The organism is Candidatus Dependentiae bacterium, assembly GCA_016871815.1.
Classification (GTDB): domain Bacteria; phylum Babelota; class Babeliae; order Babelales.
The window spans coordinates 54,348-75,900 of the sequence record VHBT01000001.1 but is presented as its reverse complement, the minus strand read 5'-3'; the positions used below and the strand labels follow the sequence as shown (position 1 = coordinate 75,900).

Annotated in this window: 17 protein-coding genes and 2 tRNA genes; 14 read left to right on the top strand and 5 right to left on the bottom strand. The window is 38.3% G+C overall.

Annotated features, from left to right (window positions below):
• The gene (locus FJ366_00310; protein ID MBM3894032.1) at positions 1-696 is read right to left on the bottom strand and encodes an rRNA pseudouridine synthase; all 696 of its coding nucleotides are present in this window, start codon (positions 694-696) and stop codon (positions 1-3) included.
• Between the two features lie 109 nt (positions 697-805).
• On the opposite strand from FJ366_00310, the gene FJ366_00305 reads away from it, so the two are divergent.
• Positions 806-1,474: a methyltransferase domain-containing protein gene (locus FJ366_00305; protein MBM3894031.1), complete on the top strand. Its 669-nt coding sequence runs from the start codon at positions 806-808 to the stop codon at positions 1,472-1,474.
• Positions 1,471-2,196 carry a TlyA family RNA methyltransferase gene (locus FJ366_00300; GenBank protein ID MBM3894030.1) on the top strand — a complete coding sequence of 242 codons (726 nt, stop codon included), beginning with the start codon at positions 1,471-1,473 and terminating at the stop codon, positions 2,194-2,196. Before FJ366_00305 ends, FJ366_00300 begins: the two co-directional genes overlap by 4 nt.
• A gap of 1 nt (position 2,197) precedes the next feature.
• On the opposite strand, the gene FJ366_00295 is transcribed toward FJ366_00300, so the two are convergent.
• Complete coding sequence (locus FJ366_00295; protein ID MBM3894029.1) at positions 2,198-3,589, bottom strand: hypothetical protein; 1,392 nt, start codon at positions 3,587-3,589, stop codon at positions 2,198-2,200.
• A 121-nt stretch (positions 3,590-3,710) separates the two neighbouring features.
• On the opposite strand from FJ366_00295, the gene FJ366_00290 reads away from it, so the two are divergent.
• A complete protein-coding gene (locus FJ366_00290) occupies positions 3,711-4,346 on the top strand; it encodes a hypothetical protein (protein ID MBM3894028.1) in 636 nt (211 codons plus the stop codon).
• Between the two features lie 2 nt (positions 4,347-4,348).
• On the opposite strand, the gene FJ366_00285 is transcribed toward FJ366_00290, so the two are convergent.
• The 3 genes from FJ366_00285 to FJ366_00275 all read right to left on the bottom strand — a co-directional run bounded on the left by FJ366_00285 (position 4,349) and on the right by FJ366_00275 (position 10,821).
• The gene (locus FJ366_00285; GenBank protein ID MBM3894027.1) at positions 4,349-6,772 is read right to left on the bottom strand and encodes a hypothetical protein; all 2,424 of its coding nucleotides are present in this window, start codon (positions 6,770-6,772) and stop codon (positions 4,349-4,351) included.
• Positions 6,773-6,932: 160 nt separating this feature from the next.
• Positions 6,933-9,353 (bottom strand): ATP-dependent DNA helicase PcrA, encoded by a 2,421-nt coding sequence (locus FJ366_00280; GenBank protein MBM3894026.1) that lies wholly within the window; start codon positions 9,351-9,353, stop codon positions 6,933-6,935.
• A gap of 64 nt (positions 9,354-9,417) precedes the next feature.
• Positions 9,418-10,821 carry a phosphomannomutase/phosphoglucomutase gene (locus tag FJ366_00275; GenBank protein MBM3894025.1) on the bottom strand — a complete coding sequence of 468 codons (1,404 nt, stop codon included), beginning with the start codon at positions 10,819-10,821 and terminating at the stop codon, positions 9,418-9,420.
• A gap of 122 nt (positions 10,822-10,943) precedes the next feature.
• Here FJ366_00275 and serS point away from each other — a divergent pair, with 122 nt between their 5' ends.
• From serS to FJ366_00220, 11 genes are all read left to right on the top strand, one after another.
• Complete coding sequence (serS, locus tag FJ366_00270) at positions 10,944-12,185, top strand: serine--tRNA ligase (GenBank protein ID MBM3894024.1); 1,242 nt, start codon at positions 10,944-10,946, stop codon at positions 12,183-12,185.
• 34 nt (positions 12,186-12,219) lie between these two features.
• Positions 12,220-13,095 carry a DUF58 domain-containing protein gene (locus FJ366_00265; GenBank protein MBM3894023.1) on the top strand — a complete coding sequence of 292 codons (876 nt, stop codon included), beginning with the start codon at positions 12,220-12,222 and terminating at the stop codon, positions 13,093-13,095.
• Positions 13,092-13,592 (top strand): hypothetical protein, encoded by a 501-nt coding sequence (locus FJ366_00260; GenBank protein ID MBM3894022.1) that lies wholly within the window; start codon positions 13,092-13,094, stop codon positions 13,590-13,592. The genes FJ366_00265 and FJ366_00260 overlap by 4 nt, the downstream gene beginning before the upstream one ends.
• 105 nt (positions 13,593-13,697) lie before the next feature.
• Positions 13,698-14,159 carry a hypothetical protein gene (locus FJ366_00255; protein ID MBM3894021.1) on the top strand — a complete coding sequence of 154 codons (462 nt, stop codon included), beginning with the start codon at positions 13,698-13,700 and terminating at the stop codon, positions 14,157-14,159.
• Positions 14,160-14,198: 39 nt separating this feature from the next.
• The gene (locus tag FJ366_00250; GenBank protein ID MBM3894020.1) at positions 14,199-15,290 is read left to right on the top strand and encodes a hypothetical protein; all 1,092 of its coding nucleotides are present in this window, start codon (positions 14,199-14,201) and stop codon (positions 15,288-15,290) included.
• A 95-nt stretch (positions 15,291-15,385) separates the two neighbouring features.
• The gene (locus FJ366_00245) at positions 15,386-17,095 is read left to right on the top strand and encodes a hypothetical protein (protein MBM3894019.1); all 1,710 of its coding nucleotides are present in this window, start codon (positions 15,386-15,388) and stop codon (positions 17,093-17,095) included.
• Between the two features lie 95 nt (positions 17,096-17,190).
• Positions 17,191-17,275, top strand: a tRNA-Leu gene (locus FJ366_00240).
• 23 nt (positions 17,276-17,298) lie between these two features.
• Positions 17,299-18,945, top strand: a complete 1,647-nt coding sequence (gene secD, locus FJ366_00235) for a protein translocase subunit SecD (protein ID MBM3894018.1) — start codon at positions 17,299-17,301, stop codon at positions 18,943-18,945.
• 9 nt (positions 18,946-18,954) lie between these two features.
• Positions 18,955-19,031: transfer RNA gene (locus FJ366_00230), tRNA-Met, on the top strand.
• A 21-nt stretch (positions 19,032-19,052) separates the two neighbouring features.
• The gene (locus tag FJ366_00225) at positions 19,053-20,795 is read left to right on the top strand and encodes an ATP-dependent DNA ligase (GenBank protein ID MBM3894017.1); all 1,743 of its coding nucleotides are present in this window, start codon (positions 19,053-19,055) and stop codon (positions 20,793-20,795) included.
• Positions 20,792-21,490 (top strand): peptidase E, encoded by a 699-nt coding sequence (locus FJ366_00220; protein ID MBM3894016.1) that lies wholly within the window; start codon positions 20,792-20,794, stop codon positions 21,488-21,490. Before FJ366_00225 ends, FJ366_00220 begins: the two co-directional genes overlap by 4 nt.
• The last annotated feature ends 63 nt before the right edge of the window (positions 21,491-21,553 follow it).

Sequence of the window (21,553 nt, the reverse complement as noted above, 5' to 3'; positions counted from 1 at the left end):
TTAATTTGTAAGATTGGAAATTTCTTCTGGTGAGAGGTGTTTAAAATTCCCAAGAGCAAGATTTTTCAGAGAGAGAGAACCGATAGAAATTCGGTGAAGTTCTATAACTTCGTGTCCAAGGTAAGCAAACATGCGTCGAATTATCCTGTTTTTTCCACTATGAAGGGAAACTTCATATGTCTTTGGGGCGATTTGTTGTAGTTCATCAAACTGAGAAAAACCATCTTCGAGTGTAACTCCTGAAATAAGAAGTTTGTGATCGGTCTTGGAAAGTTTTTTGGTAATTTTTACTCTGTATTTTTTTGTGATTTCAAACGCTGGGTGCGCTATTTTTTGAGCAAAGTGCCCATCGTTTGTGAGAATAATGAGACCGGTTGAATCTTTATCGAGTCTTCCTATGGGATACAAGCGTTGGGTTGGAAACTTGTTTTTAACCAGGTCGATAACCGTTATTTCGCCATGGGGACTAGAACTGGCGCTGATGACATTTTTGGGTTTGTTTAAAGCGAGATAGACATAAGATTCAGGAATACTGAGTTGTTTTGATTGATAATAAATGACATCAGTTTCTTGCACGATATATGCAGGATCTAAACATTGAGTAGTATTTACCTGGATTTCTCCATTTTTTATAATCGCGACAGCTTTTCGTCGAGAGCTAATGCCGCAAAGGGCTACAAATTGAACTAATCGCATACAGATAAAAAATGATAAAGAAACCTACTTTTTTTATGATGACAAAGCATTCTTTTCTTAGCAAGCTCTCATAGTGATAAAGTTATGGAATGTTTATTGAGGAGGATTTATGGAAAAAAATGAGCATTCTCCATTTAAGTTGGATTTATTGCAAAAATATTTGGCTGGATCGCGAGTTCTTGATCTTGGTGCGGGAAGGCTGAAGTATTCGTATTGGATGAAAAAGCATTTTCCAGAGATGCAAATCACTGCTGTGGATCTATTTGAACAGGTTCCAGAGCATGGTGTTGAGTATGTAATTGCCAATCTTGAGCAAGAATTACCTTTTTCGCATGAATTATTTTCGTCGGTTGTGGCTTTTGACCTGATAGAACATATTTTTAATGAAGAATTGTTTGTTGCTGAGATTTTTAGGGTTTTGCAGAACGGAGGCATTTTGATAGGTTCTGTGCCGCATGATGAAGATTTGTTTTTACCTGAGTACAATTTAACATTTTATCATCGAAGTGACGTTACGCATAAGCGATATTATACAAAAAAAACGTTACATGATTGTCTGAGGGCGGCTGGATTTACGGGTATTGTGGTGTGGCCAGAAGGAGGCGTTTCGCCCCATGTCTTTGCAGAATTTTTTCCACGATCGCTGCGTTGGATAATAAAAAAAATAATTAGTTTCTTGCGTCTAATTGGGCTGATTTCAGTTGATAGATTAAAGTCTGATTTATTTTTTATTGCAGTTAAGAAGGTAGAAAAAGAGTATGAGGGCGCGAGTGTATGAAACTTGAGCGATTAGATTTGGTGTTATTAAAAAAATATCCGCAGTATTCTCGGACCTTTATTGCTCGAGGCATAAGTCAGGCCGCTGTTTCGGTTAATGGTATGGTTGTTACTCGGCCTGGACACAAAATAAGCGAGATGGATATTGTTGTTGCTCATTTGGTCAAAGAGTATGTTGGTTTTGCGGGATATAAATTGGCTGCAGCTCTTATGTATTTTAAAATTAATCTGAGTGGTCTTGTTTGTTTGGATGCAGGACTTTCCACTGGGGGATTTTCTGATTGCTTACTCCAAGAAGGAGCGTTATTGGTTTATGGGATTGATGTAGGATCTGCGCAGGTTGATGCTTCATTGAAGAATAACGAGAAGTTGATAATTATGGAGCAGCAAGATATTAGGATGGTTTCAACGCTTCCTCAAGCCATAGATTTTTGTTGTCTTGATTTGTCTTTTATTTCCTTAAAAATGGTTATTCCAGTTGTTGAAAAATTACTTTCTGCGCAAAAAACACAACTCTTGCTTTTGATAAAGCCTCAGTTTGAAGTAGGTCGAGAGTTTGTGAATAAAAATGGTATTGTTAAATCTCAGGAAGATCAGGACCGTGCCGTTCAATCGATTATTGATTTATGTAAGAGTCTTGGATTTTCCATACAGGGTGTGGTGCGAGCATTGAAAAAAGAAGAAAATGGTAATAACGAATATTTTTTGTATTGTACTCGTTAATTCAATTGGATAGTGTATGACATTCGTTTTTTAGTTCAACGTTAGGGGCGGATGTTTTTTTTGTCAGATCCTTCAAGATTGTTGTAATTTTGGTTTCCAGTTGTTGGGAAATTGTTGCTGCTTCATCCATGGTTGGAGCTTCCACAGAAATTCTCATGAGTGGTTCAGTTCCTGAATATCTGATTAAAATTGAACTTTGTGGATAGATTTCTGTGAATGAATCAATAATTTCTTTGAGTTCTGGGGTTGATAGCGGTGGTTTGATTTGGGTTAGGATATTTTTTGAAGCCTGGGGATAGTGCTCAAATGAACTGAGTGAAAAATTATTATTTACCAAAATAGAATCAAGAAGCGCCAGAGCTGTAAAGATTCCATCAGAAGCCATCATGTATTCTTTTATTATTATGTGTCCAGAGGGTTCGCCTCCAAGATTAGAAGAATGTTCATGCATCAGTTTAATAACCTGATTTTCGCCAACGTTAGATGCTAAAAATGATAAAGAATTTTTCTCAAGATATTTTTTTAGTCCAGAATTTGAGGCAATTGTGCCAATAACGGGACCCTGTTTCTTGCGAATAGGGTTTGTTGCGATCATAGCTAAAATATCATCACCATTGTTGAGTTCGCCGGTTGATGAAATAGCAACAACTCTGTCACCATCTCCGTCGAATGCAAATCCACAAAATAATTTATTTACAAGAACAAGAGCTTTGAGTTCGTCAGGATGATTAGAACCACAGTTTTTATTGATATTTTGACCGTCTGGCTTTGTGTTGATTGTATAAATTTGCGCACCAAAATGTTTAAAAATTACAGGTGCATATTCACTGATAGCTCCGTTTGCGCAATCCAATCCAATGCGTAGTCCATTAAGGAATTGAGGAGCGAATTTCTTTTTGATTTGAGTAAAGTATTCCATAAAGGCAGAAGGATAGAGCGACTCTTTATAGAATGATTCTTGATATGGATATGGACTTGAAAATGAAATCGAAAAAAAAGATTGAATGAGATTTTCATCATCAGTCGATAGATCCTTTCCTTCTTGAAGAAAGAATTTTAATCCATTGTCGTGTGCAGGGTTATGTGATGCAGTGATCATTATCCCTAGCCCGATTTCTAAATTTTTTTTTAAAATTTGTATCAGCGCAGGAGTTGGAAGGTTTTGTGCCGATTGAATGTGCGTAGTGCTTGAAAATCCTTGAGAAAGAAATTGTTTGATTTGTGGGCATGACGCACGAGTGTCTGAACCAAAAAGTATCGTTTTAGGAAATTTTTTTGCTTCAAGAAAAAGTTCTAACGCTTGACCAAGAGCGTGTAAATGCCGTTGGGTAAATGGAGGAAGGCTTGAATTTCCTCTAATTCCATGAGTTCCAAAAGGCAGTTTATATTTCATACAAATGATTCCTGTATGGGACTGATTTTTTGTGAGATCTTGTTGTTAAAATGGTTATGTTATTTTAGTCCGCTTCAGCTCTTGCTACAATAAAAATATGTGAAATTAATTTTTCAGGAAGATGATGACTACTTTTATTTTACTTAAAGCTTTTTTTGTTGGGTTTTGTGCAGCTTCTGCGTTTGGACCTGTTTTTATTATGACATTTAATCGAGCGGCGCTTGATGGTCTTTATTCTGGATTTGCGATTGCTCTTGGTGCTGCATTAACAGATGGATTGCTTTTTTTCTTGTCATTGCGGGGATTTTGGGGTGGGGTTGTTTCTAATCAGCCCGTCATGATAGGACTTGATTTGGTTGGAGCTGCGGCATTATTTGGATTAAGTATGTATTATTGGCGGCTTGAGTCGGCAAGTGAGACGTATCGAGTAGAATGTTCAACAAGTGATTTTTTGTTATTAACGGTTAAAACATTTTGTATCACAATATTAAATCCATCAGCATTGCTTTTTTTTATGTTTATTTCATTAAAGTTGTTTGAAAAAATTATTAGTGTTGGTTCTTTATCGACAGCTCTTTTGAGCGCAGGGGCGTTGGCCTTAGGTTCGTTTTGCTCTTTGGCCTTAGTGAGTATAATTGCTGATGTTATCGGCGGAGCTTTGTCTGGAAAAGCATTAAAAAGACTTTTTAAAACAACAGCGCTTATTCTCGCTGTTGCAGCAGCGTTATTGATTTGGGATGCGTTAATTTTGATATAAACCTATAGTTCGGCTATTAGATCTTGAAGAGCTTTTTTTTGAGAGGTTGGGTTTGCTCTAGTCAGATCTCTGCAGTGCTCTACAAGGAGCTTAAGTTTTTCTCCTTCAAGTGGCTTATCGGCGTGAGTGTGTTCAGCTGGAGTAAGAGAGCTTTTTGCTGCTTTGAGAATTCGGTGATAAGCCAAATATGCGGCTTGTTCTTTAGTGCTCAAAACAGGGTTAAAGGTTTCTGTTTTATTTATAAGTGGTTCAACGTTTCTGAGTGCGTTTTGTATAAAGCTTAAATCGATTGATGATACATCGTTTTGCACGCCCAATAATGAAAGCAGTCTTGTTACGCCTTCATCGGTAATTGGGTTTTGTGCATGAAGAAGAAATTGTTGAATTACTTTATACGCACCAGGTACCTCTTTTGATATTGCTATTATGTTTGCAAGGCTCAGGCTAGTAAAAAGTGAGTGAGAAATTATGGAATAAAGCTTTTCGGTTCGTGCGGCAGATAATAATTGATCGCGCGTTTTTGGTGTAAGGTATGCTAGATCTGATACGCGCACAAACAGAGATGGTCTAGCTTCTTTTTCCATAAATCGAGAGAAAAGTATTTTAAATAAGTTTGCAACGCAACTCAAAGCAAGGCAGGCAATATCACCTAGAATTTTGAATTGTAATTCGCTGGTACCCTGGTGCATCGCGTTCAATGATGCTAGTGATAAAATCTGTATGGTGTGAGTGGATAAAGATCTGACGAACCAGATTGTGTTTTTTTGAATGTTACTTCCATCTCGGATCATTATGTATTGATGTCCTTGCATATCCCGAGGAATACTTGTGCCTACTTTTGGCCCAATTGCCAGGGGATGTTCTGCTAGCTCTTTTGTAATTTGCACACTGAGGTCTTTTTCTGAGGATATTATTTTTCCAAGAGAAATACTGAGTGGAAGGAGACATAGTCCTGAAATAAAAAAGGACTTAACTAGAGTGTGAAAAGAATTACGTATACTTTGTCGTGGAAGGTATTGTGCTGGAATTTTATTAAGCAAGATAGAGCCTGAATAGTTGATGAATTGATCTGCGCGGGGAGAAACTTTTTTTGTAAGAAAAAGAGTTGAAAGGCCCCCGATAAATCCGTAATAAATATATGGATTGTTCCAAATTGCGCTTTTGAGTCCTGCGATTGGACCGCCAGCTAAAGCCATATGACTTGCAAGGTACTGAGTGATTGCCAAAAAGCAAGTTGAAACTAGCATAAAAATACATTCTTTTGTCATAGTTTCAGCTTGAGGAGAATCAGTTTTGATTGGTAAGGTTGTTCGATTTATTCTTTGATATAAGCGCGATTGATTATAGTGGTTTCTAAAAAATTGTTTATAGATGGTCATTGATGCTGCAAATAAATGAATAAGACATGAGTGGCTTAAAAAAGTTTTTAAGTTTAAATCTTCTTCTGGAAGATTGAACCACGAGGACATTTCACGGCTCCAGTAGGTTGACTGGACGCCTCCTTTGGAATAAATCGGCTTAAAAATATTATCAACTACGATAGGATCGGTAGGTTTTACATATTCTTTGAAGTTTTCTCGATATGTGAAATATACTTCAGGATCAATTGGGCTTTCTTGTGCACAGAGTTCATCGTTGTAGGTTCCTTCTTGGTAATTAAAATTATTATATCCATAGCGTCCATACGCATCAGACTGAGAGGTATTTTTGTTTCTGAAAAAATACCAAAATGATGTTCGTTTTTGAGGAGTGGGCCGTGTTACAGTTTGTTGAGCCTTTTTTGTTGCGTTTGCAGAATCTGTTTTATCGCCGAGTAGTTGATCGTTGATGTTTTGAAGTTCTTTTTCTAGGGCCGAGATTTTTTGAAGTTTTTTTTCTATGGCGGAGTCGCCGTCATTTTGATTTTGATCTGAGCTTTCGGCCTCTAAAGATTCAGTTGATGAGACCTCATTTTGACCTGCGGCGATTGGCGCTGTTGATTGTGAGGGTTTTTTTTCGCGTGTTTTTTTTAACGATTGGATAGCGAGTCGGGTTCTTTCAGGGATTTGACGAATGAAAAACCAGAATGCCGTATGATATTGGCTGATTCTTGACCATGGATTTAAGGTTTCATCGTACAGATCTGAGGGTTTAACCTCAGTTGTTTTTAATTTTTTTACAACTGAAAGTGTGGCTTTTACTTGTTCTTCAGCCTGGAGTTGTGCTGCTGAAAAAAGAGCATCCTCGCCTTTTTTGTGGCTTTCTAAGCGTTTTTCTCTGGTTGCGGCAAAAAGTTCTTCCTGTTTTTTTCTTGCAGCTGCATGAAGTTCTTTAAATTCGTTTCTTTTTGCTATAAATGACGACCATGATGGCTTTTTTTCATCCAATTTGGCTTTGGCTGGGGCAAGAAGAGCAAGAGATAGAAACAATAACAACTTTTTAAACATATCAATTTAATTTTTGGGTTTTGCCTAGCATCGTGAAACGCAGTAATGATTTTAGGATGAATGAAATATGGTTTTTGTGGTAATGGGTTGTTTTTAGGGCTCAAACTATAGTGATTTTTGAAAAAACAACCTGTATTGTTTCAGGCTGAAAAACCAATTGTTATTCATATGGCTGTAAAAAAGTTGAAAGAATGGTTTTTTCTCCTTCGGGAAAAGCAACCGTAACAAGATACTTATTTTCAGCTTTCAGTGAGCTTGAAAGTACAATTCCAGATCCAAAAATGGGGTGGAAAACGCGGCTGTTTTTTTGCCATTCTGGGGGAATTGAATTAGAAGGGGTAAGATTTTGAGGTTTTGCAATATTTCCAGAGGACAGCATTTTTGTTGAAGGGAAGCCATTTTTGGGGGCTAGTTTTTCAAGAGTTATCTTTTGAAAAGAGGGCTTTTTGGAGTGGGGATGAACGTATTGCTGAATGCTTCCTCGTTGATTTGCTTGTGCGAAATGGGGTTGGATGTCAGGGGCAAAAATCGTTTGATATGATGATTTTTGGTTAGAATATGTGTTTTCGAGCCAAGAGCGCAGAGTGCTATTGATTTGTGATGGAAACATGCTGGAAGCATCGATGTGAATAATTTCTTTTTCTGGAAGTTCTCCCAAGAAGCGTGAAGCATCTTGAGCGTTTTTTTGCCCATAAGTACTTCTCGCAAGAGCTCTTGTTATCAATAAATATTCTCTGGCACGAGTTATTCCCACATAAAAAAGCCGTCGTTCTTCTTCGATATCTTCTCGTGATTCAAGTGATTTACTACTCGGCAGGATTGTTTCTTCAAGTCCAGCTATAACAACAAAGTCAAATTCTAAACCTTTTGCGCTATGCAGAGTCATGAGTTTTACCATTTTTTGCTCGCCAGAATCATCTTCTATTTTTTCTTGAAGCAGGGCTATTTCATTTAAAAATGCCGCAAGGGCTGTTTCTGAAGATTCTTTTGTTTTATTTTCATTAAATTGTTTTTCAAAAAAAGAAATGGATTGAAAAAGCTCACGAAGATTTTCTGATTTGCTTCTAAATTCTTCTTGTTCATATTCTTTAGCCAAATATTGTATGTAGGCAGAATCTGATAAAATTATTTCGTACAATTCACTAATCGATCGAGATGGCGTGAGGTTTATAAAAATTTTTTTAAGCTCAGATAGTCCGTTTGTGTGGCTGCGCGAAAGACCAAGTAGGCCTGATTGCGTGATGAGGTGTTCCAGTAATTGAGTGAAGGTAAAATGTGTATATTTATCCCATTCTTCAATTAATATTGTTTCAACTTTTTCTCCAAGTCCGCGTTGTGGGACATTCAGAATACGAAGCAATGAAATTTTGTCGTGTGGATTTTGAATAAGACGTAAAAATGCCAAAATATCTTTGATTTCTTTTCGTTCATAAAATCGAATACCGCCGATGATCGCATATGCGATTCCTGAGCGCATAAAAATTTCTTCAAAAACCCGCGTTTGAGCGTGAGTGCGATATAAAATTGCGCATTGGCCTAAGGATATTGAAGGTGGAAGACTCGTGAGTGCTTGTGCGATGATATCTGCTTCTTGATATCCATTTGAGCATGTTGCGACAAGGATTCGCTTGTGAGCTTTTTTGTCAGACCAAAGTTCTTTTGGTGTTCGATTTCTGTTATGTGCGATTACGTGGTTAGCTGCCTTTAGGATTGGTTCTGCTGATCGATAATTTTGTTCGATTTTAATAGTTTCTACTGGTGCGAAATCGTTTTTGAATGAACGAATGTTTTCAACTTGCGCTCCGCGCCAAGAGTAAATTGACTGGTCTTCATCGCCAACAGCACAGATCGAGTGTGCTGAAATAACACCAGGTGATGAAAGGGTCATTTCTTTTAACAGTGTATGCTGCATTGAATTTGTATCTTGATATTCATCGATCAGTACATGCTTTACCTTGCGCTGGAACTCTTCTTTGAAGTGTGAGTTTGTTTTGAATAGTTCTAGCACTTTAACAATTAAGTCATCAAAATCGAGAAGGTTTCCAGCTTTTTTTTCGCGTTCGTATTCATGATTTACTTGCTCGATGATTTGTTGTTTTCCGTAACCAAGTAATTGCTTGTGCATTTGATTTTTTAAACAGCTAATTGCGTGTTGAATTTGGTTTGTGGCGATTTGTTTTTCTAGTCCAAATTTTTCTAAAATTCTTTTCAGAAGAGCTTTTTGATCTTCTGAGTCGATAATTGTAAATGTTTCAACACCGGTGAAAGCTTTGTATTTTCTGAGTAATAAAAGGCAATACGAGTGAAACGTTCCAACAAAGGGAAGAGTTGATTCTGATGAAATAAGCTTTGTTATCCGTTCTTTCATTTCTTTTGCAGCTTTATTGGTAAATGTTAAAGCGACAATTGATTGGGGGGGAACATTGCATTCTGATATTAAATACGCAATTCGAGATGTAATTACGCGCGTTTTTCCGCTTCCAGCACCAGCAATAACTAGGAGTGCGCCCGATGTTTTTACAACAGCTTGTTGTTGTTCAGGGTTTAGGTGGTCCAGAGAAAATGAAGATGGTGTGTTCACAGTAAAAAACAATACGCTAAAAAAAATTGTTATTTGGTTAGTGTATCATTTTTCAAGAAGATGTTTAGCGCAACTCGTTGAGTATCTCGGCAGGCATAAGGGGCGATAATGCTTCTTGCATACTTTTTTTTATATTTTCTAGCGACGATTTGCAGTCTCCTTCAAATCGTAAAGAAATCATCGGTTCGGTGTTTGAAGCGCGTACCAGTCCCCAACTGTCATGAGTTTCAACTCTCACTCCATCAATCGTTGTGATTTTTGTGCTTTTGTCTTTTTCAAAAAAAGAAGCAACGTGAGAGATGATTTTTTCTTTATCTTCTTCGTTGCATGGAAGCCTGAATTCTGGGGTGCAATTATTTGTAGGAATTTGGTTTACCAATTCAAGAAGATTAAATTGTGACTCGTGAAGCAATTCGATCAATCGTAAAGCTGCATAAATGCCATCATCGTACCCATATGATTTGTCTGCAAAAAAGTAGTGTCCGCTCAGTTCTCCCCCAAGAAGTGCTCGGTTTTGCGCCATGCACGACTTGATGTTTGAGTGGCCTGTTGGAGCCATGATTGGAGTCCCAGAGTGAGCAATAATTGTTTTGTGAAGAGCGGAGCTACTTTTTATGTCAAAAACAATTCGTGCATTTGGAAAGTGTGAAAGAACGTTTTTTGCAAGAAGCGCAAGTAAGATATCACCTGAAATAAGATCTCCATTTTCGGTGCGCGAAGCCATTCGATCGGCATCGCCGTCAAATCCTATTCCGATGGTGGGTGATGCTGCTGCGTGTATGTGGCTTTTTAAGATTTGACCGTTTTTTTCTACGGTAGGGTCTGGTTTTTGATGTGGAAAATTACCATCAAGGGTGTCGTGAATCGTTGAAGCATTTTTCCATTGAAGTTTTTTTATTAATCTTGGAATGACTAGGCTTGCAGGCCCACTGTTGCAATCAAAAATAAGTGCAGACGTGTAATTACTTAAATGAGCAAAGTCGGAAGCAAGGCTGTCGATATAGTAAGAGAGTGCATCGTAGGATATAAGATTTCCTGCTGTTACCAGGGGTTGTGATTCTTTAATTTCGATTAAATCTTTGATTCGCTCGATGGCAGGACCGTGAAGACTTTTTTTATTGAAACAAATTTTAAATCCATTGTATTCGCTTGGATTGTGTGAAGCCGTGATCATTACTCCGTGAGCGTAGGGAGTTGTATGTAGGGTGAAATAAAGAATTGGTGTTGTAACGATACCAATATCAATAATTGTTATTCCATGATTTCTGCAGGTAGTGGTAAAGTGTTTAAATATTTCTGCAGAGTGAGTTCGAGCGTCTCGGCCAACAACAAGCGTCTTGAGTGTGATGTCTAATTCTTTTGCATAATTAATAATTCCGAGTGCGATGAGAGCTGCATCTTCGGGTTTAAAATCTGTGTTTACTACACCACGAATATCATATTTTCTAAATATTGTTGGATTAATCATCTGAGACACCCTTATCCAATCGTGCAAAATATCAAGAGCATGGTATGCATTGTTTGTGGTTTTATGTAAAGTATTTTATGCTCTTTTTCATAATTAATTTTTTTCTGTGAAGGATAAAAGTCATGATTGATATTGCGTTGTTGAGAAAAGATGCTGCTCGAATTGGAGAGCTTTTGAAAAAAAAAGAACCATCAGTTGATATCGATGGTTTGTTGGTGCTTGATGCACAGGTTCGTGAGATTCGTGTTGTTGTTGAATCCATGCGCAAAGAAAAAAATGATTTAGCTTCATTGGCATCAAAAGGTCTTTCAGAAGAAAATCGTACTCGATCAATTGAGCTTGGTAGAAAATTGAAAGAAAAAGAGTTAGAGCTTTCTGAAATTGAATCTCGATTTCAGCATGCGTTATTATTTGTACCAAATATTCCAATGGATGGGTTGCCAGAAGGCGGCAAAGAAAGCAACTTGGCAGTTCGCTCATTTGGTGTTAAGCCAGAATTTGCATATCAATTCAAAAATCATATGGAGCTCAATCAAAAACTTGGTTGGTTTGATTTTGAAGCAGGCACACAGATGGCGGGAGCGCAATTTCCATGCTACAAAGGCGATGGTGTTAAGGTTATTTATGCATTAACTCGAATCATGTTGAGAAATAATGCGCAATATGGTTTTCAGCCAATTATTCCTCCAACCATGGTGAATCGTAAGTCATTAGTTAATGCAAGTAGCTTGCCAAAATTTGAAGGTGATTTTTATCAAATCGAAGCTGATGGCTTGTATCCAATTCCAACCGCAGAAGTTCCCTTGACTAATTTGCATGCGGGAAGAATTTTTGAAAAAGAAGAGCTTCCAGTGCGAATGACCGCTTGGACGAGTTGCTTTAGGCGAGAGGCGGGTGGGTATGGCTCGCTCGAGCGAGGCTTAATTCGCATTCATCAGTTTGAGAAAGTAGAGCTGTATTCCATTTGTGAGCAAGAATCGTCTGCCGCAGAGCTTGAGCGTATGGTTGAGTGTGCTGAGAATTTATTAAAAATGCTTGGCTTGCACTATCAGGTTTCGTTGCTTGCGGGGCAGGATTGTTCCTATGCGTCAGCAAAAACCTACGACATCGAAGTTTGGCTGCCTGGTCAAAATAGATATTATGAGGTTTCTTCTTGCAGTAATTGCACTGATTTTCAGGCAAGAAGAGCAGAAATTCGATATCGCCCAGAAAAAGGTGGAAAGCCTTCGCTTGCACATACTTTGAATGCATCTTCGTTGGCTTTGCCTCGATTGATGGTTGCCTTAATGGAATGCTACCAACAAGAAGATGGATCTGTTAAATTGCCAAAAGTTTTACAGGACGAGATGAACGCATTGTGGTAATGCAGGGCTTTGAAAGAGCCTAAGGGAGGTCGTTATGGATACTTCTGTGTATGCGCAGTTAAAAAAACTTCAAATTGTGAGCAGAAAAATAAGCAAAAGTTCTTTGATTGGGGATTATGCATCAGCTTTCAAGGGTGTTGGAATAGAGTTTGACCAGCTTCGGGCGTATGTTCCGGGTGATGATGTGCGATCGATTGACTGGAAGGCAACTGCTCGCACAGATGAAACAATGGTCAAAACGTTTGTGCAAGAGCGAGATCGTACGATTATAGTTGCTTTAGATTCGTCTTCCTCGATGTTTTATTCTTCATCATCCCAATTAAAGTATGAGGTTGCATCATTAATTGCTGGAGCTCTTGGCTCGATCGCCCTTAATTCGCATGATAGATTTGGGGCTATACTTTTTTCATCGAATGTCGATGTTTGGATTCCTCCTGCTCGTGGGCAAGGGCAATTTTCTCGAGTTATTGATGAAATTTCCCGAGTCAGCGCTGACAAGACTCGTGGAACATCGTTTGAAAATCTGGTTTCTTTTTTGATGAAGCAAAAAAACAAGAAAAATGTTTTTTTGTTCGTGATTTCTGATTTTTTGGATGAGAAATTGCCCCAACTGGCAGGGGTTTCATCTTTGGTCAAAAGTTACGATTTAACGGCTTTTTCTGTTTTTGATCCTTGCGAGGCTTCTTTTCCCGAGCTTGGGATTATTTGTATGCAGGATGTTGAAACGGGAAAAATGTTAGAAATTGACACCCGGGGTGCTGCAGCAAGAAAAAATGCTCAAATAAGCTTGAAGCGAAAAATAGATTTTTTTAGAAAAAAAGGGATAGATTACCATTCTTTTGATGTCACGGTTCCGGTTCTTTCTGAGCTATCAAGATTTTTTAAAGAGCGTACAAGGAGGCAGGTGTGATTAATTTGCAGATCCCTGAATTGTATGATTGTGTTGTTGTGCCAACGTTTTTTGAAAAATATTTTGTATTTATTTTTGCCCTTATTTTTTTTATGATGGGAGTTACCCTCGTCTTAGCGTATCGGGCCTATGTTCGATACAAAGAGTCGAGAAAGCCTTGCTGGGTCGTTGCTTTGGATCGATTGGGTTTGTTAAATCTGCCTTCAGGTGAAAAGCATGCTGATATAAAGCGGTTTTATGAGGACTTGACACGTATATTAAAATGGTATTGTCACAAGCGATTTAGTTTTATTTTTATTAATAAAACAGATGAAGAGTTGCTTGAGTCTTTACAGTTGTTTGATGGTAATTTGCCCCCGTTAGGGGATTTGCAAGAAGCCATGAAAACAGCTGTTCATGTAAAATTTGCTGGAGGCTTAGTGCCGCTATCAACTATTGAGACAGACAAACAAGCGGTAGTTCGTTTTATTCAGTTGTCTGTTCCAATTAAAGCGTAATTTACGTGACATAATTGTGGTATGTCGAAAAAATTTGGGTGGGGTGCTCGCCGATGGGTGGGCATTGAGAGAAAATTGTTTAATATATTAAGGGGTTAAAGGGTTATGGCTAAACATGTTGGCGTAAAGTTGCCAGAAGATTTATCAGTTTTATTGAAGAAAAAAGAAGTTGTTGGCGTTTTGGCAACTTTTTCTGAAAAGGGCTTGCCTCATACAACGCCCATTCAGTGTATCTATCAAAAAGGTGACGATAGTTTATTGTTGAGTATTCATAAAGATCACGTTGGGTATAAAAACATGGTCTGGCAGAAAAAAGTCATGATTAATATTATGGGTGCCGGAAACGTTTGTTATTCAATTTTGGGTCGTGCTGGTGTTATCAGAGCCCCTTCACTTGTTCATCCTCTTATGAATATTGTTCGAATTGATGTTATTGATATTAAGTCAGATCGTTCTATTTTGGTAAAAATTGATGAGGGCATTAAGTGGTCCTACACTTCAAACGAATCTGCAGAATTATTGCAGTATCTCTTCAAAGAACTTGAAGACTTAGCCCGGACCCTATAATAATAAATGATATAGAGCTTGTTGCATGAGAGAATTATGATGAATAATTATTCTTTTTTTATTCTTATTCAGGTTGTTCTTTGTGTAACGAGTTCTTTTGCTCCGATTGCTGATTTGCCGAGTTTGCCGGATCTTCCACCTCTGCCGGATGTTGCAATTCCTTCGGTAACTCAAAGTTCTTCAAAGCCATTACCACCTCCTATTTCAAACCAAGGTGCCCTGGGTACTACAGGTCCTGCTAAAAAAAATGTTTTAGATTCTGGGGCAACGGATGGCAAAGAATCTCGTGGAAGTTGGTTTAAAAAAAGACATTGGCTTTTAAAGGCTCGGGAGCTACAAGAAAAGATTAATGCTCTTTTGGTTGATATTCAGGCCGTTAGTGCTCCGCAGTATGATTCTAAAAGAGCTAGTTTTGACAAAGAAGCAGATGATTTTTATGCAAAAATAGGTTTTGGCAAAGGACAAATTGAGGCGCTTTTTGATGATTTGGCTCCTTATTTTGAAATGGGTTCAAAAGCAAAAGCTACGCTTGCTAGTCAAAAATTAGAGGCAAGTTTGTCTTCGAGTAAGAATTATCAAAAATATTATGATACAGCTCTTCTTCAGAGTCAGTTGAAGTCTGATTTGTCTGCGATTGCTGATATTGAATCGGCGATTGATAGTCGTATTGAACAATTTCAGAAAATAATTCAGCAGGCTGGTTCTAAGGCAGGTGAAGCTCAGAAAATTATTAATGATATCTTTTCTATGGTTAATCATGAAGAAGCGCGAGATCTTTATTATCGACTTGAAGGAATACATTCTTATTTAGAGGCGGTATTAAAATTTGTAAAAACAGATTTGGCTTCTGATATTGATAAAGTGATTGGACTTGGAAAAAATCGCATGGACGAAGTTTCCAAGGTGGTCTTGAGCATTAAAACCGTGTGTGATGAATTAAAAAAAGGGCTTGAGGATCAAGATAAAAAAATGGAAGAGCAGCCGGCAGAGAAGTCTGACGAAAAGGCTGAGCAATCTCGAGCGCAAGATCGCGCTGAGGGTACGGAGAAAAAAGAGTCAGAAAAGTCTTTGGTTGCTATGTTTTTTGATTTTTTAGCAAGTTTTTTTAGCTTCTTTATAAGGCTTTTTTAGTAATTTCTTGCCTGCTTGATTGAGGCTTTCTTGTTTGTTTTATTTGTTTTTGAGTATTAATACCCCAAGTAAATTTATTTCTTTGGGGGTTTTTTATGAAAAAAAATGTATGGGTTCTTTTAATTTGTCTCTTTTTTTTACAGGCAGTTCGACCTGCAGATGAATTGCCGTCATTACCATCACTGGATGATATTTTAGCAAAAAATTCGTCGGCGAGTATGTTGCCCCCTCCTGTTCAATCTCCCTCGACTAAATCACCTTCGGCATCGTTGCCCCCGGTTTCGGCAAAACCTTCTGACGGGGTAAAAAATAAACAGGCACCAATTATGTTAGATCAAAAAAATGTTGATGGATCGAATCTTAAAGATTCAGTAAAGACAACAGAAAAGCGATCAATTAATTTAGATAAAATTGTTGGCTTGTTATTTGATATTGATAAAGTTTCTAGCAGTTTTTCTTCTCTTGAAAAAGAGTTGGAAGAAGTACATGGCTCTGTAGAAAAGCAAATAAACGTAGCGTTAAATGAACTATCGATTGTGCTTGGGGCTTCTTCGGTAAAGGCGGTTGAGCTTTCAGAGTTTCTTTCATCACCAGGATTTTCGGATGGGATTGTGAAGATTGCCGGCGATGCAGCTGATAAAAAAAGGGCTTTGGTAAAAGAGAGTGCGTTTGCTTTGCAGGAAGTTTTAAAATCATTAGATCCGCAGGCCGCTTCATTAAAGTTGCAGCAAGGGGAATTAACATCAGCAGAGGATGCTGTGCGTCAAAAAATTGTAGATTTTAAGCGTAAAAAAGCAGAGTTTTCTGAAAATTACGCTAAGGCTTCATCTTTAAAAAATGATATTGTCGTTCAAGCTTCTGATGGAGAAAAAGAAATTGCAATGATCAATGAACTTCTTTCAAAGTCAAAAGCGACATTAACAGGATCATCAAAAGAAGCGGATGAAATAAAAAAATCATTAAATAGTTTAAAAGGTTTGCTTGAGAAAATATTGGTGGACAAAAAAACTGTTGAAGCAGCTCATGAGAAAATAAAAAAAGAACTTTCGTTAATTGGTGATGCTAATGGCTTAATTAATTATTTCATTCAACAGAATGGACTTGTTGTTATGCCTTCAGCGCAGGGATCTAAGCAAGATAAAAACGACGAAGCAAAAAAGAATAATGATGGAGAGGATTCTGATAAGGATAAAAATGAAAATATGGCATACCGTGTTTTTGGTGCATTAAAACAAGGAGCTGGAATGGCTCTTGGCATGACTGTTGCCGCGTATCACAAGGTGATGGGGAATGGTCCAGAGTCTGCTGAATTGACTAAGTCTCGAGGAGAGCTCAAGGATTCGTCGATAACTTTTTTTCAAAGTGCAAAAAATATGGCCGGAGCGGTGTATCAGTTTGTTAAAAATTTGTTTAAATCTTCACCATCTGAGGCTCTTCCCGAAAAAACTGCAACAATGCCAGCGCCAGATATCCCTGGTTCTGGTGTTGCTTCGGTTGCTTCCTCAAATCCATCAAATACAGTTGTTGCGCCAGGTGCAATTGATTTGACTCTTCCTGTTGTGGCGCAAAAAGAACTTACGCCAAAAAATGAATCACTCGGATTGCCTCCACTTCCTGAAATAAAAAATGAGGTGCCTGTATTGGCGCCGCTTCCTCCAATTATTGTTGATGATAAAAAACAAAATAAGGCTGGTTCTGTTTTGCCTGAGTTGACTCTTGGTGGTGATAAAAAAATTGAACAAACGCAACCTAAAAAAGAATTAGCAAGTACTTCATTGCCGCCATTACCTTCGCTTAAGATTTGAAAAAAGATAATATTTTAAAAAAAGTGTTAAAAGCGGGTTGCGCTGTTTGTTCCTTTTTGTTAGAGTTCCTGCATGGATTCTTCTAAACAAGAATAGCCGAGATGGCGAAACTGGTAGACGCACTGCTTTAAGGGGGCAGCGAGGTTACTCATAGGGGTTCGAGTCCCCTTCTCGGCACCACATTTACGTGGTAATTATTAAATATGGAGCTGCAAATGAAAGCAAAAAAAAGTCTGTTTTTTGGTGTTCCGGATTTTTACCTCTGGATTGTTGGTTTTTTTGCAGCAACAGTATTTCTTGTCTCTTTTGATAAAAATAAATTTTTGAGCTCTGATGCTCCCATGCATGAGCGATTTTTTCGATCCCTCAGAATTCCTTCATTAAATCTTGGTATTGACTTACAAGGTGGTGTTCGTCTTGTGTATAGTGTTGATGTTGATAAAGCAGTTGAAAATAGGCTGTCTGAATATGGCAAACGCATTGACGCTGTTCTTAAAAAAGTTAAAAAAGTTTCTAAGCCGGTACAAAAAAATCTTTCTGCTGCTGGCATTGAGTATAGTTTTAAGTCTGTTGATGACGCGAATGCTTTTGCAAATCTTATTAAAGAACAAGTTAAAGAGCTTGCTGTTGTGGTTGAAGCCTCGGTGGTAAAAGTTGTCCTTTCTCCTACTGAAGAAAAAGAGTTGCGATCCACTTCTGTTGATCAAACAATTGGTGTTTTAAGGGCGCGTTTAGATAACTTTAGCGTTCGTGGATTGAGTATTTTTAAGCATGGAAGCCACAGTCTTGTTATTCAGTTGCCAGGGGTTTCTTCTGCTGATGATGTAAAAGCAACAATTACAAAAACAGCTCGACTTGAATTTAAGTCAGTTGAGCGACAAGGAAGAACACAAGAAGAGCTTCTTGATGCATATGATGGAGTTATTCCTGTTGATCGTATGATGGTTCCTTCTTTCTCGGATTTGCTTGGTGGGGAAAATGATTCTCCTGTCGGCTGGTGCTTGGTTTCGGTGTTTCCTGATTTAACTGGCGATCGTATTGACAGTGCTCGACTTGACCATGGTGAAGATGGCCGTCCGTGCATTGCGTTTGGACTTAATATGCAGGGAGCGCGAGAGCTTCGTGAATTTAGCCGAGATAACATTGGTAAAGACGTTGCTATTATTATTGATAATCGTGTTATTTCTGTCGTTCGTATTCAAGGGGAACTTGGCGCGAATAATAGAATTACTGGAAACTTTACGCTTGATCATATTGCAAAATTTTCGCTTTTACTTAAATCTGGTGCGTTGTTAGCACCATTAAAGATGGAGCAAGAGAGCGTGGTTGGTGCAGAACTTGGTGAAGACGCTTTAAGAATGGGGCTGTTTGCTTGTCTGCTTTCTATGTTCATGCTGTTTGTTTTTGGTCTTTTTTATTATGGATATGCAGGTCTTTTAGCTTTCTCTGCATTGGTTTATAATTTCCTTCTTACATTGACGATGTTGTCTGCGTTTAATGCAACGCTCACGCTTCCTGGTATTGTTGGTATGGTTCTTGGTGTTGGTATGGCGATTGACTCTTCGGTTTTGATTTACGAACGAATTAAAGAATTGCTCGCTTCTGGGGTTACTTTTAATGATGCAGTTACTCGTGGATTTTCTGGCGCGTTGAAGGTTATCTTCGAATCGAGTGGTGCTACAATGTTAACAGCATTAATTTTGTTAAAATTTGGCTCTCCAAGCATAAAAGGATTTGCAGTTACTTTAATTATTGGTATAATTTCTACCATGTTATCAGGCGTTCTTTTCTTGAAGTCGGCGTTTACTTATCTTGTTGATAAGCGCGATTCTTGTTGGATTCGTTTTTAAATAATTTTTGGCGACGTAGCTCAGCTGGTTAGAGCGGCAGAATCATAATCTGTAGGTCCGGGGTTCGAGTCCCTGCGTCGCTACCAAATCTATTTCGGAGTTATTTAATGTTGTTTTCTGATCTTGTGGCAGTGTTTGAAAAAATAGAAAGCCAAAGCGGAAGAACAGAAATAACAAAGATTCTCTCAGGGCTTCTTGTGTCATTAGACGCGCAAGAAGCTCGTTTTGTTTCATACCTTATTTCAGGGATGTTGTATCCAGTATATCAATCTACCGCATTTAATTTGGCAGAAAAAACGCTGTCTCCGTTGTTTGCAGAATGGCTAGTGCTTGATGCGAATGAGTGGCGATTGAAAGTTGGTTCGTCTAAGGACTTGGCAGAGGCTTTTAGTGTTTCGCATAAAAGGATTGAGCCTTTGCCTGGGCGTTCGATTTTGATGATTTATGATGCACTTGTTGCGATAGAAAAAACAACTGGATCTGCATCAAAGGAAAAAAAAGCTGCATTGTTAAAATCCTTATTGGATGAGAGTTCGGCGCAAGAATCAAAAGTTATTATAAGAATTATTTTAGGGGTTTTGCGACTTGGTTTTTCTGAGATGACTTTTATTGATGCGCTTTCGTGGATGCTGTGTGGATCGAAAAAATATTCTCAAAAAATAGAAGATGCGTTTAATGTTTGTGCAGACATTGGTTTGATTACGTATCAATTAAAATTATTTGGCATTCAGGGATTGGATACGATTGTTATCACCCCTGGCATTCCAGTAAGACCCGCAGCTGCTGAGCGCATGTCAGATCCTGAAGCTATTTTTAATAAATTGGGAGAATGTGTTTCGCAGCCAAAGTTAGATGGATTTCGTTTGCAGGTACATAAATTTGTAGATGTTACTGGTGAAGTTGTTGTGAAATTTTTTTCACGAAATTTGCAAGAAAAATCAGATGTCTTTCCAGAGCTTACTCAAGCGGTTTTAGCCATTCCAGAGCAAACTTTAATTGCAGAGGGAGAAGCAATTTGTTATGACGTTAATACGGGAAGCTTTTTGCCTTTTCAGGAAACGGCAAAGCGAGGCAGGAAGCATTTGGATGAAGATGTTGTGCAGTCACATCCGCTAAAATTTTTTGTTTTTGATATTTTGTGGGCTCAGGGTAAAAGTTTAATAGACCTTCCAAATTATGAGCGACGAGCAGTTCTTGAAAAAGTTATTCCAGCTGGAGATGTGATTGCTCCGATATCGCAAGTTGTTTGTTCGTCTGGAGCACACGTTGATGCATCTTTTTTGCATGCGATTTCTGAAGGGCTAGAAGGAATTGTTGTAAAGCGAAATGATACGCCATACACCCCGGGAAAGCGAAATTTTAATTGGATAAAATTAAAACGAAAAGAAACCGGAGAGCTTGCAGATACTGTTGATGCAGTTGTGTTGGGCTATTATTTCGGCAAGGGCAGCCGAAGTCTTTTGGGCATTGGGGCTGTTCTTTTGGGTGTGTATAATCAGACTTCGTGTCTTTTTGAGTCGATTGCGCGATGTGGCAGTGGTCCAACGGAGCTTGAATGGGCAGGGCTTAAAGAACTCTGTGATCGTTTTTCTTTTGACCATAAACCAGGAAATGTTTTGGTTTCCCGTGAGCACGCTCCTGATGTTTGGGTGGTTCCAGAAATAGTTGTTGTTGTCAGGGCAGATGAAATTACTATTTCGCCGTTACACAAGGCGGGAAAAACAGATACCGAATTGGGCTATGCATTACGATTTCCGCGTATTATGCAAACGCGAGATGATAAGCAAGCGATTGATGTAACAACAGTTGATGAAATTAAGCGATTATTTGAATTGCAGAGGAATAAATGAGTACAAAAACAATTATAGCAATTGGTGGTGCTGGTTTTTCGCGTGTAGGATTTGCAGTAGAGCGTTATTTACTTGAGCAAACTGGTAAGCAAAATCCTAAAGTTCTTTTTATTCCAACGGCATCTGGCGATGGACCGTATTATATAACTCTTTTTTATGAAACGTTTAATCAGTTGCCTTGTATTCCTCGACATTTATCGTTGTTTAGCTTGCCAAAAAACATAGACTTAGAACGTTTTGTGTTGGAGCATGATCTTATTTATGTTGGTGGTGGAAATACTAAAAACATGCTTGCGTTGTGGCGCATGTGGGGATTGGATCTTATTTTACGTAAGGCCTGGGAAAAAGGAATTGTTCTTTCTGGAACGAGTGCTGGATCATTGTGTTGGTTTGAACAAGGAATAACAGATTCGCTTCCTCATAAATTAACTGTTTTAGAATGCCTTGGTTTTTTACCGGGAAGTAATTGTCCTCATTACAACGATGAGAGTGATCGAAGGCCGTTGTATCATGAATATCTTTTGTCTGGAGAGATTTGTTCTGGTGTTGCTCAGGATCAATCAGTGCTGCTTCATTACAGAGAAACAAGTTTATATAAAGTTGTTTCAACAAAATTTTCTCAACGGGCGTATGACGTAAAGTGTTTAAATGGTTCAATTCTTGAATCTCAGATAGAACCAGGATTGCTGGAATAGTTTCCCCTACCTCAATTATTGACTGATTTTTAGTCATATTCGTACTCTCTGCGTGTGCTGTCG

Excerpts from the sequence above, each read along its gene's own strand:
- FJ366_00310 (MBM3894032.1), bottom strand. The coding sequence starts at position 696 with ATGCGATTAGTTCAATTTGTAGCCCTTTGCGGCATTAGCTCTCGACGA.
- FJ366_00305 (MBM3894031.1), top strand. The coding sequence starts at position 806 with ATGGAAAAAAATGAGCATTCTCCATTTAAGTTGGATTTATTGCAAAAA.
- FJ366_00300 (MBM3894030.1), top strand. The coding sequence starts at position 1,471 with ATGAAACTTGAGCGATTAGATTTGGTGTTATTAAAAAAATATCCGCAG.
- FJ366_00295 (MBM3894029.1), bottom strand. The coding sequence starts at position 3,589 with ATGAAATATAAACTGCCTTTTGGAACTCATGGAATTAGAGGAAATTCA.
- FJ366_00290 (MBM3894028.1), top strand. The coding sequence starts at position 3,711 with ATGATGACTACTTTTATTTTACTTAAAGCTTTTTTTGTTGGGTTTTGT.
- FJ366_00285 (MBM3894027.1), bottom strand. The coding sequence starts at position 6,772 with ATGTTTAAAAAGTTGTTATTGTTTCTATCTCTTGCTCTTCTTGCCCCA.
- FJ366_00275 (MBM3894025.1), bottom strand. The coding sequence starts at position 10,821 with ATGATTAATCCAACAATATTTAGAAAATATGATATTCGTGGTGTAGTA.
- serS (MBM3894024.1), top strand. The coding sequence starts at position 10,944 with ATGATTGATATTGCGTTGTTGAGAAAAGATGCTGCTCGAATTGGAGAG.
- FJ366_00265 (MBM3894023.1), top strand. The coding sequence starts at position 12,220 with ATGGATACTTCTGTGTATGCGCAGTTAAAAAAACTTCAAATTGTGAGC.
- FJ366_00255 (MBM3894021.1), top strand. The coding sequence starts at position 13,698 with ATGGCTAAACATGTTGGCGTAAAGTTGCCAGAAGATTTATCAGTTTTA.
- FJ366_00250 (MBM3894020.1), top strand. The coding sequence starts at position 14,199 with ATGAATAATTATTCTTTTTTTATTCTTATTCAGGTTGTTCTTTGTGTA.
- FJ366_00245 (MBM3894019.1), top strand. The coding sequence starts at position 15,386 with ATGAAAAAAAATGTATGGGTTCTTTTAATTTGTCTCTTTTTTTTACAG.
- secD (MBM3894018.1), top strand. The coding sequence starts at position 17,299 with ATGGAGCTGCAAATGAAAGCAAAAAAAAGTCTGTTTTTTGGTGTTCCG.
- FJ366_00225 (MBM3894017.1), top strand. The coding sequence starts at position 19,053 with ATGTTGTTTTCTGATCTTGTGGCAGTGTTTGAAAAAATAGAAAGCCAA.
- FJ366_00220 (MBM3894016.1), top strand. The coding sequence starts at position 20,792 with ATGAGTACAAAAACAATTATAGCAATTGGTGGTGCTGGTTTTTCGCGT.